Genomic DNA, 17,366 nt, shown 5'->3' with positions numbered 1-17,366 from the left:
CGCATGTAAAGGTCTTTAGGACGGGTGCGCGCGGATGCTGCAAAATTGGTTTCCGTCACGTGCTCACCGTCAGCACCGCGATTGTCACACGCGCGTCACAACCTGCGCCGTCGCGCCGCTACCTCGGCCCGAGAACAAGAACGGCGCGGCCGTCGCGCAACGGCTTGTCGGTCGGAACGTCGGGCCGAGGCGGCTCGATGCGTTCGCCGCGATCCCGGCGCCGCCGCAGGGCGCCCGAGCGAGCGACACGCGCGCGTTCCGCCTTTTCCGGGCTGGCTCGCAGTTCCCATTCGGTGACGAGCGTATCCTCAATGAAGTTTTCCCAGTTGCCGAGGGCGGTAAACCTCTGGCGCTCGAAATCGTGCTCGATGCCGAGCGGCGGCGTCGCGCTCGTCGAGCAGCGTGCGAGAAGCGTTTCGCTGCCCTCCGACTTATAGCGGAGCTGGAAGGGCGCTTCCGCGGGCGGAATGCTGACGGGCCGCGACGCAGAAAGCAGATTGTCGGTCTGGAAATCGTTCGGGAAGAGGACGGTCGCAATACCCGCCGCGTCGACGCTGATGACCGTCAGATAGCAATCGTTGTCGGCCTCGATCTTGACCGTCACGAGATCACCGGAAACGGGACGCGGCTTGTCCAGCCACATGCTGAGCCCGATGTCGGATTTCGTTTCGTGCAGGAAGCCGCCGGGACGCGCGACCGCAGGCGACGGCACGTCGATGCCTTTCAGAAGCGCGAACAGCCGCTCGAGTTCGGAACGCGACAGCACGCCGTGCAGGAGACGGCGCGCGAGCGGAGCGGCCGCGCCGCGAGCATCCGTCAACTCGGCGAGAAACGCGTCGCGTTCGCGGTCGATCTGAGCGAGCGCCGTCTCGAATACCGCGCCCTCGCGATAGCGTTCGGCGAGGCCGGTGACGAGTTCGGCGCCGCGCAGGCGCGCGTTCGGATCGATGCCGACGCTGCGAACCGCGAGGTGATAGCGGTCGCGGCTACCGATCAGCAACAGCGTGTTTTCGCTATCCGTACCGAACAGGCGAAGCGCTGTCGCACGGCTTGGGCTCAGCGGCGCCGATGCATCGAAGGCCGTTTTGAAATCGTCCTTGGCTTCAACGAGGCCATCGCTGTGGCAGGCGAAGCATTTGACGCCGGTTTTGGTCGTCGGCTCGACGGCATCGGCCTCGACGCCTGCGTACGGTTTTTCAATGCCCGGCAGAACGCGGTCGATGCGATTGCCTGCGGCGTCGTAGAGAGCGAACGCGTAAAAGCCGTTTGGCAGAACGTAGATCGCGCGGATTTCATCGGGCTTGAATGGCTTTTGCCCATAGAGCGCCGAGTGCGGGCCTTGCGGGTTCTCGAAGATATTCTGATCGCCGGAGGTCGTCGTGAAATCATAGACCAGCCAGAGCCCGCCGCGGCTGCCGGGATGGCGTTCGATCAGGCGATTGCCGCGCGTAACGGCACTGGTTGCGATCGCGATGCGTCGCGCCGCCGCCGTCTTGATGCTCTGCTCGATATCGACGGAATTGAGCTTGGCGAGATCCGCGAGTTTTTCCGGCACGCCAAGCAATTCGTAGTAGAGCGGCGCTTCGCCTGCAGCGGCGGCAAGCCAATCGCCGTCGACGATCGGGACTTTCGTTCCTGCCGTTCGCAGTACATCCGACGCGACCGGATGCGCGAGCACGGCGGGATAGGCATTTTCGATCAGCTTCCATCGGCGCGCATCCCAACCGAAATCGGACATGCGGAACGAGAAGACCGTTCCACCCGCGTTGAGCGGCGTCAGTTTCACGGGCTCTGCGGACGACGAGAGCGAGTTCATCAGCTTGTTCAGCGCTTGCGTGTAAGCCGACATTTCTGCGGGCGACGCGCACGCGTTGTCGAGATGCGCCAACGTGATGAAGCGCACGTCACTGGCCTGGTCGCGTTCCAGGCGCTGCGCGTCGCGCATCATCTTGTCCATGTCGTCGGGCCGCACCGGGTGGCGCACCGGACATGCTTGCGTGGACGGTGGCAGATCCTTGATCCATCCGCGAATGCTTTCGATGTCCTCGGGCTGGGGCTCGGCGGCGACGGAGCCGCTCGTGAACACATCGAGCGGCGCATGCCGCGTTTCGAGCACATCGTAGAGGCGCGACGCGTCGGGCACGCCGGGCTTCACCAGAACCGGATCGCGCGCGAGATCGTCGATGGCGAGAATGTTCGAGAGCCCGCCGGACGCCAGTGGGCGCTCGAGGCGTCCCGTCTGGTGGCAGCGGGCGCAATGCGTGCTGAGCGTGTCGTATGCTTTGGCGGCGCGCGGCTCTTCGGGACGCGGCGGAACGCCCGGCGCGTCTTTGGGTGCCGGCGGGGCGGCAGCCGCCTTGTCGGGCAGCGACGGCACAACGTCGTCGGCAACCGCCGCGCCGAGGCCGCACGCGGCACCGACGATCAGGCAGAGCGCGAGCACGTGCTTCCGCAATTTTATGAGCGCACCAACCAAAGTACCCCTCGGACCCCTTCCCCCATTCCGCAGTTCTGTCGCTACGGCCATGGCGCGGCACCATAGTGGCGAGACGGCCTTATCGCCAATGCGCCGATATCGCGTCGAGCTTGCCGGCCGTAGCCCTGCCGTACCGCCCTCGCTGATGCGCCGCATTAACAGGAGTGAACAATCCGTTAAATTTACAATTCTTGCATTAGCGATAGAGCGAGTTCGGCTTCGACCGCCCGGCAAAACTCGGTTACAAGAATCTTACTTGGTTTGAAGCGACGACGTACTTGGTTGAAGCGAAGATAGGCGACCGACGATGGATCTCGAAGCCGCTTATGACCGGAATTCACGCGCGAACAAGCTGACACGCTTGAGCATGACGCTGTGCTTCCTGATCTCGGGCGGGATCCTGCTCGGCACGCTCGCGCTGGCAGCGCCCGATCCGTTGCCCGCAAGCGTCGCGGCTTCCACCTCCAGGTAGGTTTGTTTTCAGAGTTTCACGGCCCGATCCCCTCGACCCGATCTAACTCAGCCTTACGCTTCATCAGCGTAAGGCTTTTTCTTTGCCGCGTTCGCCGTTCAAAGCGCGCCCGAACCCGAGCCTTTGACAAGCACCGAGTAGCCGCCGCCTTTGAGCCCCGCAACGACCTGATCGAGATGCGCACGATCGCGCGTTTCGATGACGAGGTTGAGTTCCGTGCCCTTGGCGGGAACGTCGGTGAAAATCCGCTGGTGATAGACCTCGAGGATGTTCGCGCCGACGCCGCCGATGAGGCCTGAGACGCGCGCAAGCTGGCCCGGCCGGTCGGGAAGATCGATCGACAGCCGCGACAGACGGCCTTCGCGGGCCATCTCGCGCGTCAGCACGCTCGCAAGCAGGCGCGTATCGATGTTGCCCCCGCAGAGCACGAGCCCGATCTTACGATCCTTGTAGAGCCGTTTTGCAGCGAGCAGCGCCGCGAGACCGGCAGCGCCCGCCCCTTCGACGACCGTCTTCTCGATGTTGATGAGCAGCGCGACCGCGCGCTCGATGTCGGCTTCCGACACGAGCAGGATGTCGTCGACAAGTTCCTCGATGATCGACTTCGTCACGTCGCCCGGCAGCGTCACCGCAATGCCTTCGGCGAGCGTATCTCCGCCGACGGGCAGTGACGATTTCTTCACCGCGTTGAGCATCGATGGATAAAGCTGAGCTTCGACGCCGATGACCTTGATCTTCGGGTTGATGGCCTTCGCTGCGATCGCCATTCCGGAGATCAATCCGCCGCCCCCGATCGGTATGATCAGGGTGTCGAGATCGGGCGTCGCATTGAGCATCTCCAGCGCGACGGTGCCTTGTCCCGCTATGACGACCGGATCGTTGAAGGGATGCACGAACGTCAGGCCGTGCTCCTGCCCGTAACGGACGGCGAACTGCGATGCGTCTTCGAGCGTCTGGCCTTCGAGAAGCACCGTCGCGCCGTGGCTGCGCGTGTTCTCGACCTTGATGGTCGGCGTCGAGGCGGGCATCACGATCGTTGCCGGAATGCCGAGGCGGTGCGCGTGATAGGCGACGCCTTGCGCGTGATTTCCCGCCGACATGGCGATGACGCCCGCGTTGCGCTCGGCTTCGGTCAGGGACAGCAGCTTGTTCAGCGCGCCGCGCTCCTTGTAGGAAGCGGTGAACTGCAGGTTCTCGAACTTCAGCCAGATTTCCGCATCAAGAAGCGTGCTGAGCGTACGGCTGGGCTGGAACCGCGTTTCGATGATGGCGCCCCGGATTGCATCGGCGGCACGAACGACGTCGCTATAGGTGACGGGCAAGAGCTTGGACATTAGAATGTCTTCAATTCCGCCGCTTTTGCAGCGCTGAGGTTGGGATCATCGAGGCTCATAGCATAGCCCGGTTTCGATTCTCCGCGGCATCTCGGCGATGGAGTAAAGCAACCTGAATGTTCCCTAACGATGCCATTCAGATTTAACTCAGATGCGCGATGGAGACTTGGCGCCGCCAAGCCGTTCAGCGCGTTTACCAGCCATTGGAGCAATCTGAATGTATGGCCGACTTTCGATATCCGTGCTGACGCTGGTGCTTCTGACAGGCGTCGCGCCGACCGTGGCGATGGCCGCCGATAGCGCCGCTGACGCGAAGTACTCGTACCGGCCCTATGGGCAGGGAAACCAGGCGGGCAGCGACGCCGAGAATTCACCGGCCAACTCCTCGGGACGGGTTCCGGCGGAACCGAAATATGCGCCAGCGAATGTCGCGAGGCCGCAGGCCGCCGCGCCCACGGGTCGCGACGATGCATGGCGCCCGCCTCCGCCCGGTCAAGCCGATGAATCCGATCGTGACGATCGCAGCAATCGGGGCGACGCCTACGTGCCTCCTGATCGCCCCATGTCGCCGCCCGCAGGCGGATCCGCGCCGCCTCCGGGGTCCACCGCCAGCCGCCTCATCGAAGCAACGGCGAACGCGCCCGACCGCAGCGTCCCCTTCGACGTGCGCGAGCAGGATGCCCGCCGCGCCGCCATCGAAGCCTGGCGAAGCAAAGCTGCGGCGAGTTTCGGTCCAGAGTTCTCACAATGGCGATTGGCCGATCAAAGGCACGTCGATTGCGTGCGCGACCGACGTGACGACGCGGTCTGCACGGTTCGCGGCGTGCCGACGCGCGGCGATGCGCAATTCGGCGGTCGCTATCCTGACGATCGCGACTAGCTTCCCGAGTAAAGTCGTTTCGCCGCTACGCACGCGGTACACGATCCGCTGTATAAGCCAGCTGCAAAAAAATCCGGCTGGGCGCAGGAGAATTGACGGCATGGCGAAAGTGGCATGGCTCGGGCTTGGCGTGATGGGCTATCCGATGGCGGGGTATCTCAAGACCCGTGGCGGTCACGACGTGGTCGTCTATAACCGCTCGCCTGAGAAAGCCGCCAAATGGCGCGAGCAGTTCGGCGGCGAAACGGCTTCGACGCCTGCCGAGGCTGCACGCGATTGCGACGCCGTATTCGCCTGCGTCGGCAATGACGACGACGTGCGCAGCGTGACGACCGGCCCTGACGGCGCGTTCCAAGCAATGAAGCCCGCCGCGATCTTCATCGATCATACGACGGCGTCGGCGCAGCTTGCGCGCGAACTTGCATCCGCCGCCGATGCTCGCGGTTTGCATTTTCTCGATTGTCCCGTTTCCGGCGGCCAGTCCGGCGCCGAGGCTGGCGCATTGACCGTGATGGCCGGCGGCGATGAGGCCGCTTATGCGCGCGCCGAACCTTTGATCGCAGCATTCGCACGCAGCGTCCGTCGCATGGGACCATCGGGCTCGGGTCAGCTTGCAAAAATGTGCAATCAGATCGCGGTCGCGGGTGTCGTGCAAGGCCTCGCCGAAGCGATCCATTTCGCGGAACACGCAGGCCTCGATATCGAAGCGCTGATCGCGACGATATCAAAGGGCGCGGCGCAGTCGTGGCAGATGGAAAACCGCTGGAAAACGATGCACGCGCGGGAATTCGATTTCGGATTCGCGGTCGATTGGATGCGCAAGGATCTCGGCATCTGCCTGAGCGAAGCAACTTCGAACGGCGCCGAACTTCCGGCCACGCGTCTCATCGATAGTTTCTACGCGGAGATCGCGGCTGACGGTGGCGGCCGTTGGGATACATCGAGCCTTATTGCGCGCCTCGATCCGAAATCAGGTATCAAAACGAAGTCGTGATCGAGCGACGGGTCAGGCTTCGATGCGTTCCGGCTTCGCCTCGCTCGCGGGCAATGCGAACTGTAACGGCAGCGCGGTCGTATACTTGATCTGCTCCATCGCGAACGCCGACGAAACTTTCGCGATTTCGATGCGCGAGATCAGCTTTTTATAGAAGACGTCATAAGCGGCGATGTCCGGAACGGCGACGCGCAGGAGATAATCGATGTCGCCCGACATGCGATAGAATTCCACGACCTCCGGAAATTCGGCGACGGCGGTATGAAATTTCTCCAGCCAGTTGAGCGAGTGCTTGTCGGTCTTGATCGAGACGAAGACCGTCACGCCGGCATTGATCTGATGCGCGTCGAGGATGGCGACGCGGCGCTGAATGACACCGGCTTCTTCGAGCTTCTGCACCCGCCGCCAGCAGGGCGTCGTCGAGAGCCCGACCTCCTTGCCGATGTCGGCAACCGGCCGCGTGCAGTCTTCCTGCAGGATGCGCAGAATTTTGACATCCATTTCATCCAACATCACGGCCTCTCCGGAACATGATTTTAATTTGATCCCGAAATCTGAGATTAATATTTTTCGCAGGCCCTTAGTCAATAAAAATGTTGGAAATATTTTTCAATCGCAGCCGCTAAGCGGATGCACTGGGCCGCGCTGCCACCTCGCGGTACCAGCGCATGACGTTGGCGTGTCCATCGGGCGCCGCCAGCTTGGCCGGCTTCATGAAGTCGATCGCGACCAACGCGGTGATGTCGGCAATCGAGTACGCAGGGCCGGCGATGAACGGGCTTTCGGCGAGGCGGCGATCAAGCTTCGTCAACTCGGCGTTAACCTTCTCCTTGTTGGCCTCGCCCCACGGCGTCACCTGCGGGACTTCGAGATGCGCCATTCGCGGATGCAAGTGACGAAAGACGCTGGCGACGGCGGCGAAGAGGCCGAGTTCGACCCGCCTGTTCCACATCTCGACCTCGGCTTTGCCGACGGCACCCGTTCCGAACAGTGGCGGCTCGGGTTGTAGTTCCTCGAAATAACGGCAGATCGCGACCGACTCTGAAATGGCCGTACCGTCGTCGAGAACAAGCACCGGCACACGCTGCCAGGGATTGACGGCCGAGAAGTCATCGAGGCGCAGATCGCCCGTCATCAGATCGCGTTCCTCACGCGGAACGTCGATGCCTTTTTCCGCGAGAAAGATCGTGACTCGACGCGGGTTCGGCGCGCGTTTTGTTTCGATAATCAGCATGTTTCCTACCTCGCGTATGAGCCGTTGTTTTCGTCGCGCCATTGGCGCGGCATCTGAAATTCCGCGTCCCATATTCCGCGGCGCTCGGCTTTTGCGGCCGCTTGCTCGCGTTCATAGCTGCCATATGCGACCGCCATTCCGGCCGCGACCATCGCGGCGTTGAGGTTGCGATCTCCAATGCGGCAGGTCGCCAGCAGCCGGCCAAAACGGTCCCGCTCGCTCACGGCACAGGTGATGGATTCGCCGCCGATCATCCGTCCGAGCGCATCGCGCGCGGCGTCTCCGCATCGCCAGGGCGTTCCATTCGTCCGGCACGTCTGCCGCCCCTCCGGCGCATCGATGCCTTTCAGGCGAACCTCATGGCCGCCGACCCGCAGACTATCGCCATCGATCAGCTCGGCGCGACCGCTGACGGACGGCGGGAATGGCGCTCCGGGATCGGCATGCCTCGCCCCTCGTCCTCGCTGGAGATACGCCACCACCAAAGCAAGGGCCACCAGCGCCGCCAACCGCACAGCTTTGAGCCGCCGTGCCCGCGACCAGTTCTGCCAAACCCCGGTTTTTCGCTGCATCGCCACTGCTTTAAGCCTTGCATTAACGAATTAACGCCACTTTACGGGAGGTCGCGAGCGTTGGGTTGCTGCGGCACGTCAGTGGGTATGCCGGCAGTATGGACGATAACGCAGACAGCGTCGAAACGGGTCGCGCGCATCAGCCTCGCGCGCCGCGCCGCTCGAACCTCGACGACGAGTTGCGATCGTTTCGCGACCGGCTCACCCACGGCACCGCGCACAAGCCCGAGTTCGAATACGAACTGCTGACGATGTTCGCGCGCAACGAGACCAGCGCGCCGTTCGCCATGCCGGCCCTGTGCTTCATCTTCTACATCGCCTCCATGTTCTGGGCGTCGCTGATGGAAGCGACGATGTGGATCGCGATCGTATCGATCTCTCGCGTCTACATGCTCGACCAGTGCCGGCGGCTGCTCTCCATTCCGCGCGCCGACGTCAACGTCGGACAATGGCGACGCCACTTCGTGCGCGTCGAGGCAATCAACGGCCTGGCGCTCGCCGCGTTCGCGCTGATCGGCATCTCAAGCACGCCGACTGCTCATTCGCTTCCGGCGACGTTCTCCTCGCATGTCTTCATCTTCGCGACGTTGATGGTCGTGCTCGCGATCCGCATGACGTTTTCGTCGACGTTGCCGCACGTGTTTCTTGCCGGCACCGTGCCGATGACGCTGGCGGTCACCGGCCGGCTCTTCATGCTCGGCGACCCGTTCTATTTCGCGCTCGCGTCGATGGCGATCGGCATCCACGTCTTTTTCGTCTACCTGGCGCAAGGCCTGCATTCGACGGCCCTCGCGATGGTCGAGTATCGTGCGGAAAAGGACAGCCTGATCTCGGAACTCGAAGAAGCGAGCGCCATCTCGGACGAAGCGCGGCGGCGCGCTGAAGCGGCAAACAAGGCCAAGTCGCGTTTTCTCGCGACGATGAGCCATGAACTCAGAACCCCGCTCAATGCGATCATGGGCTTTTCCGAGGTCATGGAGAAAGAAATTCTCGGGCCGATCGGAAGCGATACGTATCGCGAATACGCGCACAACATCTACGAAAGCGGCAATCACCTCCTCTGCATCATCAACGAGATCCTCGATCTCTCACGCATCGAAGCGGGACGTTACGACCTGCACGAGGAAACGGTTCGTCTGACGGATATCGCCGAGGACTGCCGACGCCTGATCAAGATAAAGGCCGACGCCAAGACGCTGCACATCGTCGAAGACTTCGCGCCGGATTTGCCGCATGTGTGGGCCGATCCGCGCGCCATGCGCCAGATCTGCCTCAACCTGCTTTCAAACGCGCTGAAGTTCACGCCGCGCGGCGGACGCATCATAATCACCGTCGGGCATACATCCGACGGCGGACAGTTCGTGACGATCTCCGATACCGGACCCGGCATTCCGAAAGACGAAATCCCGCGCGTGCTCCAGGCATTCGGTCAAGGCTCGCTCGCGCACCAGACGGCGGAAGGCGGCACCGGTCTCGGCCTTCCTATCGTTCAGAATCTCATCAGCCTGCACGGCGGAACGTTTGATCTTCAGTCGGAGCTGCGCAAGGGCACCGAGGTTACGGTGACATTGCCGCGCCAGCGCGTTCTGCAGATCATCACGCCGCTGCAGCCCCTCGGCCAGGAACGTCACCGCGATCCCGCGCCGCGCCCCGCACGCCAGCCGCGCATGCGCGTCGCGTCGCCTTACGGTGCAGCAACGCCGTATCGCGCCAGCGGAGGACTGTGAGGCTCGATGTTCGCGTTTCTCATATCGGCGATTGTCGCGCTCGGCGGAGCGCTGCTGTACTTGCTTTTCACCGGCTCCAGTCTCGAAGCCATGCAAGGCCCGCCGATCGCGATCACAGTCATCGGCGCGCTCATCCTTCTGTATCTGCTCTCGCATCATAACAACGAGCGACGCTTCGGACGCCTCGCGGCGATCGCCGCTCTCGGCGCTATCGCTGTCGTCGGCGCCGTCTCGACGCGGGTCGATCCGGTCCCGATGATCAAGAACTTTTTCACGGTGGCGCACGGCGAACTCACGTCGGGCGATCGCGACATCGCTGCGTCGATCGCGACAGCGTCCGCGCCCGCATCGGTGCGCATTCGCAAAATCGATAACGGCTTCCTTGCCAACGCGGAAGTCAACGGACAGGCGTTCCCGATGTTGGTCGATAGCGGTGCCGCGACCGTCGTGCTCCGCCAATCCGACGCCGAGAAGGCCGGCATCGATGTCACTCATGTGACGTTCGACACGCCGCTGAAGACTGCGAATGGCACGAGCTATCTCGCGCCCGTCCGGCTCAAGTCCGTTCGCGTCGGACAATTGACGGTCGATGATGTCGAGGCACTTGTGGCAAAGCCCGGAACTCTTAACGAAAGCTTGCTCGGTATGAGTTTCTTAAGGCGTCTCACGTCTTATCAGGTGGCCGGAGACTTCATTACGCTCAGGCAATAGGCACAGCTTTTCGCTTCCCGTCATGAGGCTCGGAGCTTCGATAATGTCTTCGGCAACCGTCAGTCTTTATGCGTCCCTCGCGCTCGCGACCGCCGGCGCTGCGGGCTTTGCCTATACGCTCACGCATCCGGGAGTCGTCGCGGGGTTCGCGAGAAGTCTTTTCGAAACCACGCCCGACGCTGGCCCCACTGCGAGCGCCGACTCTCCTCAGTCCGTGCAGGAGAAGGCCCAGCGGCCGGTCGCCGAACGTGGCACCGTCGCATTGCCGGCCGGCGCCTACGGCCATTTCCAGACCGAAGCCGAGATCAACGGACGCACCATCGGCGTCATGGTCGATACCGGAGCGTCTCTCGTGGCGCTCACCTACGACGATGCCCGCCGCGCCGGCATCTACGTCAATCCGGCAGACTTCACGGGTATCGCGCAAACAGCCAATGGAACGGCTCGGGTCGCGCCTGTCACAATTTCCCGGATCGAGATCGGAGACATTACGGTTCGCAATGTTGCCGGGGTCGTGTCCGAAAGGGGTAAATCCGACCGAACACTGCTCGGAATGTCATTTTTAGGACGACTTTCCCGCGTCGAAATGCGGTCCGGAACCCTAGTGCTTCAAGAGTAGTTCCTCTAAGTCTCACCCCCGACGCCATTAGCCAGTCCACTGTTGCGCGTGCCGCGCGATCGGTTCCGGTCGCGGTCACGGAACGCCGTTTAAGGATCAGATTGCATGCTGCCGAAGCCACGCGCCGACCTCAAACCCAACACCGCCGATTTCGAACGACTGCCGCTCGTCAAGCCGACCGGCTTTCGCGAATATGACGCGCGCTGGCTGTTCCCCGAAGAAATCAATCTGATGGGTCTCAATGCCGTCGGGCTCGGCATGGCGACGCTGTTCACGCGGCGCGGCGTTCCCCGACGCATCGTCGTCGGGCACGACTACCGCTGGTATTCGGGCGCGGTGAAGCAGGCGCTGATGACCGGACTTCTGGCAGGCGGCTGCGAGGTCCACGACATCGGTCTCGCGCTGTCGCCGATGGCGTACTTCGCGCAGTTCGAACTCGACGTCGAAGGCGTGGCGATGGTCACCGCCAGCCATAACGACAACGGCTGGACGGGCATCAAGATGGGTCTGTCGCGACCGTTGACGTTCGGACCCGACGACATGTCGGAGCTGAAATCGATCGTTCTCAACGGCGACTATGAAACGCGCACCGGCGGCCGTTATATCTTCGTGCACGACATGGCCGAGCGCTACGTCAAATCGCTGACGAACCGCCCGAAGCTGAAGCGCCGTCTCAAAGTCGTGGCAGCATGCGGCAACGGAACGGCGGGTGCGTTCGCGGCAGAAGTTCTGTCGGCTGTCGGCTGCGAGGTCGTTCCGCTGAACACGGACCTCGATCATTCCTTCCCGAACCACAATCCGAACCCCGAAGACATGAAGATGCTGCACGCGGTTGCGGCCAAGGTTCGCGAAACCAACGCCGACGTCGGGCTTGCCTTCGATGGCGACGGCGATCGCTGCGGCGTCGTCGCGAACGACGGGCACGAGATTTTCGCGGACAAGGTCGGCGTCATGCTGGCCCGCGATATTTCTTCGCTCCATCGCAACGCGAAGTTCGTCGTCGACGTGAAATCGACGGGCCTGTTCACGACCGATCCCGTCCTCATCGCGAACGGCGCGACCACGACGTATTGGAAAACCGGCCACAGCTACATCAAGCGCTTCAACTTCGAGAACAAGACGCTGGTCGGTTTCGAGAAGTCCGGCCACTTCTTCTTCAACACGCCGCTCGGACGTGGCTACGACGACGGCCTCGTCGCGGCGCTTGCCGTCTGCGATATGCTCGACCGCAATCCGGATAAGTCGATTGCCGATCTTCGCGACGCGCTGCCGAAGACGTGGAGTTCGCCGACGATGTCGCCGCATTGCGACGACGAAAAGAAATACGATGTCGTCGAGCGCATCACCGAGCACTACAAGCGCCAGAAGGACAGCGGCGGCCATGTCGCGGGTCAGGCTATTCGCGATCTGATCACCGTCAACGGCGTGCGCGTGATGCTGGAAGATGGCACATGGGGCCTCGTGCGCGCCTCGTCGAACAAGCCCGAGCTTGTCGTCGTCGTCGAAAGCCCGACGTCGGAAGCCAACATGAAGGCGATCTTCAAGGACATCGACCAGCAGCTGTCGCGCTTCCCGGAGGTCGGTGAATACAATCAGAAGATTGCTGTTTGAGTTGGCGCCGAGTTTTAGTCGGCGCCGGCGGCCGGCTTGCGGAACGCGAGTCGCCGGCGCCAACTAAATAAGCGTCATTAAAAAGCGCAGCGCGACGCAGGCGAGGAAGGTGGCGAACGCCAGTTCGAGCGCACGTTTCGGAATGCTGTGCGCCATCCTCACTCCATACGGTGCGGCCAAGACGCCGAGCGGCGCGATCAACAGCGCTCCGGCGTTGACATAACCGAGCGAGAGCGGTGGAAGGCCCGCCACGCCCCAGCCCGAAATCACATACCCGACAAGTCCGGGGATCGCGATGATCGGGCCGAGGCCCGTCGCCGTCGCGACGGCTTGCAGAATTGGCCTGCCGAATAGCGTCAGCAGCGGAACCGTGAAGCTAGCGCCTCCGATGCCCATCAGCGTCGAGATCGTTCCGATACCGAAAGCAGCGCCTTCGAGCCACGGCGGGTTGGGCAACGTGTTGGCGATGCGCCAGTCGTCGCGGCCGAGCGCCATCTTGATTGCAAGTGCGGTTCCGAAAATAACCCAGACCCAGCGCAACGCGACGCTGCTGGCATGATCTGCAATCAAAATGCCCGCCGTGACACCGACGAAAATCCAAGGTCCCATGCGCCGCACGATGTCGATGTCGACAGTTCCGCGCGCGCGAAACGCTGCGAACGATCGCAACACCGTCGGCGCGATGACGGCGAGCGTCGTCCCGAGCGTCACATGCATGCGGACGTCTTCCGGCACGCCGATCGCGCCATAAACTTCGTAGAGAACCGGCACGAGGACGCCGCCGCCGCCGATGCCGAGCAATCCGGAAAGGAATCCGCCTAGCAGACCAGCGACTGCGAGCAACAGAAGCAGGACCGCCAGATTGTCTCCCGAGACGACGGCCAGCATTGGGAGTTCCTATGCTGCCCGCGAACTGTCGCTTGCCTCGTCGGCGCGGCGCTCGACGATCGCAATCGCGTCACGCAGCACATCGGCGGTCGCGTCCGCCGACGTCGCGCCTTCACTCAGATGGCGCCGGAACGTCTTGCCGCGCGGCTGTCCGTGATAAAGGCCGAGAACGTGGCGCGTGATGTTCGAAAGGCGGCCGCCGCGCTTCAAGTGCTGCTCAATATAAGGCAGCATCGCTTCGAGAGCGGCTGCTCGCGTCGGACTTTCCGTACCGGCGTCAAAGATCAGACGATCGACGTCGGCGAGGATCGCGGGATTCTGATAGGCGGCACGCCCCAGCATGACGCCGTCGACGTGATCGAGATGCCTGCGAGCCTCTTCGATCGTTTCGATGCCGCCGTTGATGACGATTTCAAGGTCGGGACGCGCGGCCTTCAGACGATAGACGCGTTCGTAATCGAGCGGTGGAACCTCGCGGTTCTCTTTCGGCGACAGGCCTTTCAGCCACGCCTTGCGCGCATGCACGACGAAACGAGTACATCCGGCATCGGCGACGACATCGATGAAGCGGCGCAGGTCTTCTTCCGCGTCCTGATCGTCGATGCCGATCCGGCATTTGACGGTGACGGGCACAGGTTGATGCGCGCGCATCGCGGCGACGCATGCCGCCACGAGTTCGGGCTCGGACATCAAGCAAGCGCCGAACCGGCCTTCCTGTACGCGATCCGACGGGCATCCGACGTTGAGGTTGATTTCATCGTAGCCAAGCCCGGCGCCGATACGCGCAGCTTCGGCGAGCTTCGCCGGATCGGAGCCGCCGAGTTGGAGTGCGATCGGATGCTCGACTTCGGAATATCCGAGCAGACGCGCGCGGTCGCCGTGAATGACGGCATCGGCCGTCACCATTTCCGTATAGAGAAGCGCGCGCGCCGTCAGCTGACGGTGAAAGACGCGGCAGTGCCGGTCCGTCCAATCCATCATGGGGGCGATACTGAATCGATGCGCCGGGTAGGTCACTGATTTCACTTGCTTTCGTTTCGCCTAAGCACGGATCGAGCCGCGCCGCGCATGACTTATGCGGGCATTCGATAAGCCAACGCCGGCCCTTTGGCGAGTGCACGTCGGTCGCAAGGGTGAACGGAGCGTATTGTGCTTCTCTCGGACTAGCTTTCCGAGTTCTGTCCGAGCCGTTTGGACCAGCTTTCAACCTGGCGTGATTCCAAGCGCCGGCGGGCGAGGTTGCGCCAGGACTCAGCGAGAACGGACAGCGCAGCCATCTCGCTCAGCTCGTCATGCGCAAGGCTGCGGGAAGCGATGACGGCGTTGAGCCGCGCGATCGTCCAGTCCGGATGCGGCCGCTCGACGAGGTCGACCGTCGAACCCGGTTCGATCCGGCCGCTCTTCAGAACGCGATAGTACCAGCCCGTGCGTCCGGTTTTCTGCACCAGCCACGCCATGTCCGGCCGATCGAATTTCAGATTGAGCTTCCAGCACGGCTGCCGGCCCTGGCTGATCTGCAGCACCACCTCTCCGATCCGATAGATATCGCCGACGCAGACGGTTTCCTCGGTCATCAGCGGCAGGCATAGGTTTTCGCCGAAAGCAGCCCCCTGCTCCAGGATTGGAATCAAGCTCGGGTACTCGCTCCGCCATACGGCATAGCTGTCGGCTGGATATTGATGGATCGCCTTCTCGGGTCCTCCGTGATTTTTGCGGTCGCCCTGATGATCGCCGAGCAGTCCGTCGCTCGCGACATGCCACGGCCCTGCCGTCGCGCGTTTGAAAATTCCAGTCGGCGCCCGCTGGGGCCCGATCGCAACGATCTCGCCCACGTTTATTTCAGAGATGATCGGATATCTGTGATTCAAGGTCATCGTCGCTGAACTCTTAGCAATAAAAACCGGCACGGTGCGTGGAACCGTGCCGGCCAAAGTTCTCGCAGACCTTCACTATTGGAGGAAGCGCTAGGGCAGCGAGAAAACCGTGAGCGTGCCGCCAAGGTTGGTGTACTGCTTCAGGCCAGCGTAGCCGCCGACAGCACCCAGACCATCGTTCGGGTTCGTCAAGCCTGCGGCAAGACCGATCCCGGCCCAGCCACCAACGCCCGACATCACGCCGACGTACTGCTTGCCACCGTGGGTGTACGTCATCGCGTTGCTGATGATGCCCGACGGCGTTTTGAACTTGAACAGTTCCTTGCCATCCTTCTGGTCGACGGCTTTGAAGTAGCCTTCGAGCGTGCCGTAGAACACGACGCCGCCAGCGGTCGTCAGAGCACCCGACCAGACCGAGAACTGCTCGGGCTTCGACCAGACGATCTTACCTTGCGACGCGTCCCAGGCGATGAAGTTACCCATGCCGCCGTGGCTGTCGGGAGCCGGGAACATCGAAAGCGTGGCACCGACGTAGGGCTGGCCCGAGGTGTAAGACACCTTGAACGGCTCATAGTCCATGCAGACGTGGTTCGTCGGCACGTAGAACAAGCCGGTCAGCTTCGAGAAGGAAGCCGGCTGCATGTCTTTCGAGCCGAGAGCCGCAGGGCAAATGCCCTTGGTGTTGACGTCGGCGCCCTTGCCGTCGCGGAAGGTCGAATACTTGGCGACGCGGATCGGACGGCCATAGTTCGGGCTCGCCTTGTCCATGTCGATGCCGGTTGCCCAGTTCACGACCGGATCGAACTTCTCGGCGACCAGAAGCTCGCCGTTCTTGCGATTGAGCGTGTAGGCGAAGCCGTTGCGATCGAAGTGCACAAGCGCCGGCGTTTTTTGCCCCTTGATGTCGAGATCAACGAGGATGTTCTCGTTGACACCGTCATAGTCCCACTCGTCGAACGGCGTCATCTGATACGCCCAGCTCGCGACACCAGTATCGGGATTGCGGGCGATGATCGCCATCGTCCATTTCTGGTCTATCGGCTTGCCATCCGCGCCAGCGCGCTGCGAAGGGTTCCACGTCGAAGGGTTGGCCGAGCCATAATAGAAGAGATCGGCTTCGGGATCGTAGGACCAGCCGCCCCAGAGCGTGCCGCCGCCGATCTTCCACTGATCGCCGTTCCAAGTCTTCAGCGACGAATCCTTGCCGACCGGCTTGCCGAGCGACGTTGTTTTTTCAGCGTCGAACAGAATTTCATTGTCCGGTCCGATGTTGTAGGCGCGCCAGACCTTCTTGCCGCTGTTCAGGTCATAAGCCGTCACGTAGCCGCGCACGCCGAACTCGGCGCCCGAGATTGCCGTAATGACTTTGTCGCGAACGATCAGCACGGTGTTCGTTGCCGTCTCGCCGCGCTTCGGATCGCCGTTGGCAACCTTCCAAAGTTCCTTGCCGGTCTTGGCGTCGAGAGCGACGACGTTTGTGTCGGCTTGCTGAAGAATAATCTTGCCGTCGGCATACGCGAGGCCGCGGTTGACCGTATCACAGCACATCACCGGAATGACCGAGGGGTCCTGTTTCGGTTCGTATTTCCAGATGATCTTCTGCTCATCCGCAAGGTTCAGAGCGAACACGATGTTCGGGAATGGCGTGTGAAGATACATGACGTCGCCGATCACGAGGGGAGATCCTTCGTGTCCACGAAGCACGCCGGTCGAGAACGTCCAGGCGACTTTGAGATCGGCGACGTTCGATGTGTTGATCTGATCGAGCGTCGAATAGCGCGTCGCGGCGTAGTCACCCGATTGCGAGGCCCAGAAGTTCGGGTTGGCCTGATTCTTGGCCACGTCGTCGTTCGCCAACGCTGGCGAGGCTAGTGCCGCTGCCGCGACACTCGCCGCAAACATGAGTTTGCGCATTACCACTTCCTCCAATTGCCATTGTTATTCGAACCTCTTTGCTGCGAGGTTCTCACCACG

At 62.2% G+C, this 17,366-nt stretch carries 16 protein-coding genes; 7 read left to right on the top strand and 9 right to left on the bottom strand.

The features are described from left to right. Positions 1-118: 118 nt before the first annotated feature. Positions 119-2,443: a DUF4384 domain-containing protein gene (locus HYPGJ_RS05210; RefSeq protein WP_244466015.1), complete on the bottom strand. Its 2,325-nt coding sequence runs from the start codon at positions 2,441-2,443 to the stop codon at positions 119-121. 340 nt (positions 2,444-2,783) lie between these two features. Between HYPGJ_RS05210 and HYPGJ_RS19305 the strand changes: the two genes are divergently transcribed. Further along, the gene (locus tag HYPGJ_RS19305) at positions 2,784-2,948 is read left to right on the top strand and encodes a hypothetical protein (RefSeq protein ID WP_200185671.1); all 165 of its coding nucleotides are present in this window, start codon (positions 2,784-2,786) and stop codon (positions 2,946-2,948) included. A 98-nt stretch (positions 2,949-3,046) separates the two neighbouring features. Here the strand turns inward: HYPGJ_RS19305 and HYPGJ_RS05205 are convergent, their stop codons facing one another. After that, positions 3,047-4,282 carry a threonine ammonia-lyase gene (locus HYPGJ_RS05205; protein WP_046846190.1) on the bottom strand — a complete coding sequence of 412 codons (1,236 nt, stop codon included), beginning with the start codon at positions 4,280-4,282 and terminating at the stop codon, positions 3,047-3,049. A gap of 217 nt (positions 4,283-4,499) precedes the next feature. Here HYPGJ_RS05205 and HYPGJ_RS05200 point away from each other — a divergent pair, with 217 nt between their 5' ends. After that, on the top strand, positions 4,500-5,162 hold the full coding sequence (locus HYPGJ_RS05200) for a hypothetical protein (protein WP_046846189.1): 663 nt from the start codon (positions 4,500-4,502) through the stop codon (positions 5,160-5,162). Positions 5,163-5,262: 100 nt separating this feature from the next. After that, positions 5,263-6,156, top strand: a complete 894-nt coding sequence (locus tag HYPGJ_RS05195; RefSeq protein ID WP_046846188.1) for an NAD(P)-dependent oxidoreductase — start codon at positions 5,263-5,265, stop codon at positions 6,154-6,156. Between the two features lie 12 nt (positions 6,157-6,168). Here the strand turns inward: HYPGJ_RS05195 and HYPGJ_RS05190 are convergent, their stop codons facing one another. The 3 genes from HYPGJ_RS05190 to HYPGJ_RS05180 all read right to left on the bottom strand — a co-directional run bounded on the left by HYPGJ_RS05190 (position 6,169) and on the right by HYPGJ_RS05180 (position 7,962). Beyond that, complete coding sequence (locus HYPGJ_RS05190; RefSeq protein WP_046846724.1) at positions 6,169-6,666, bottom strand: Lrp/AsnC family transcriptional regulator; 498 nt, start codon at positions 6,664-6,666, stop codon at positions 6,169-6,171. A gap of 112 nt (positions 6,667-6,778) precedes the next feature. Then, positions 6,779-7,390 (bottom strand): glutathione S-transferase, encoded by a 612-nt coding sequence (locus HYPGJ_RS05185; RefSeq protein WP_046846187.1) that lies wholly within the window; start codon positions 7,388-7,390, stop codon positions 6,779-6,781. Positions 7,391-7,395: 5 nt separating this feature from the next. Further along, positions 7,396-7,962, bottom strand: a complete 567-nt coding sequence (locus HYPGJ_RS05180) for a thermonuclease family protein (protein WP_046846186.1) — start codon at positions 7,960-7,962, stop codon at positions 7,396-7,398. A gap of 98 nt (positions 7,963-8,060) precedes the next feature. Here HYPGJ_RS05180 and HYPGJ_RS05175 point away from each other — a divergent pair, with 98 nt between their 5' ends. From HYPGJ_RS05175 to HYPGJ_RS05160, 4 genes are all read left to right on the top strand, one after another. Then, positions 8,061-9,689: a HAMP domain-containing sensor histidine kinase gene (locus tag HYPGJ_RS05175; protein ID WP_046846185.1), complete on the top strand. Its 1,629-nt coding sequence runs from the start codon at positions 8,061-8,063 to the stop codon at positions 9,687-9,689. Between the two features lie 6 nt (positions 9,690-9,695). Then, a complete protein-coding gene (locus HYPGJ_RS05170) occupies positions 9,696-10,400 on the top strand; it encodes a TIGR02281 family clan AA aspartic protease (RefSeq protein ID WP_046846184.1) in 705 nt (234 codons plus the stop codon). A gap of 43 nt (positions 10,401-10,443) precedes the next feature. Continuing rightward, positions 10,444-11,019: a TIGR02281 family clan AA aspartic protease gene (locus tag HYPGJ_RS05165; RefSeq protein WP_046846183.1), complete on the top strand. Its 576-nt coding sequence runs from the start codon at positions 10,444-10,446 to the stop codon at positions 11,017-11,019. 105 nt (positions 11,020-11,124) lie between these two features. Continuing rightward, entirely contained in the window at positions 11,125-12,630 is a 1,506-nt protein-coding gene (locus HYPGJ_RS05160) for a phosphomannomutase/phosphoglucomutase (protein WP_046846182.1), read from the top strand. Positions 12,631-12,693: 63 nt separating this feature from the next. Here the strand turns inward: HYPGJ_RS05160 and HYPGJ_RS05155 are convergent, their stop codons facing one another. The 4 genes from HYPGJ_RS05155 to HYPGJ_RS05140 all read right to left on the bottom strand — a co-directional run bounded on the left by HYPGJ_RS05155 (position 12,694) and on the right by HYPGJ_RS05140 (position 17,306). After that, positions 12,694-13,518 carry a sulfite exporter TauE/SafE family protein gene (locus tag HYPGJ_RS05155; protein WP_046846181.1) on the bottom strand — a complete coding sequence of 275 codons (825 nt, stop codon included), beginning with the start codon at positions 13,516-13,518 and terminating at the stop codon, positions 12,694-12,696. Between the two features lie 9 nt (positions 13,519-13,527). Further along, complete coding sequence (gene dusA / locus HYPGJ_RS05150) at positions 13,528-14,535, bottom strand: tRNA dihydrouridine(20/20a) synthase DusA (protein ID WP_083984039.1); 1,008 nt, start codon at positions 14,533-14,535, stop codon at positions 13,528-13,530. Between the two features lie 146 nt (positions 14,536-14,681). Then, positions 14,682-15,392: an MOSC domain-containing protein gene (locus HYPGJ_RS05145; protein ID WP_046846179.1), complete on the bottom strand. Its 711-nt coding sequence runs from the start codon at positions 15,390-15,392 to the stop codon at positions 14,682-14,684. Between the two features lie 90 nt (positions 15,393-15,482). Then, positions 15,483-17,306 (bottom strand): methanol/ethanol family PQQ-dependent dehydrogenase, encoded by a 1,824-nt coding sequence (locus HYPGJ_RS05140; RefSeq protein ID WP_046846178.1) that lies wholly within the window; start codon positions 17,304-17,306, stop codon positions 15,483-15,485. Between the last annotated feature and the right edge of the window lie 60 nt (positions 17,307-17,366).

It is taken from the genome of Hyphomicrobium sp. GJ21, from assembly GCF_001006785.1.
Taxonomy (GTDB): Bacteria; Pseudomonadota; Alphaproteobacteria; order Rhizobiales; family Hyphomicrobiaceae; genus Hyphomicrobium_B.
Note: the sequence above shows the minus strand (reverse complement) of the source record. Positions and strands in the feature narration are given on the sequence as shown.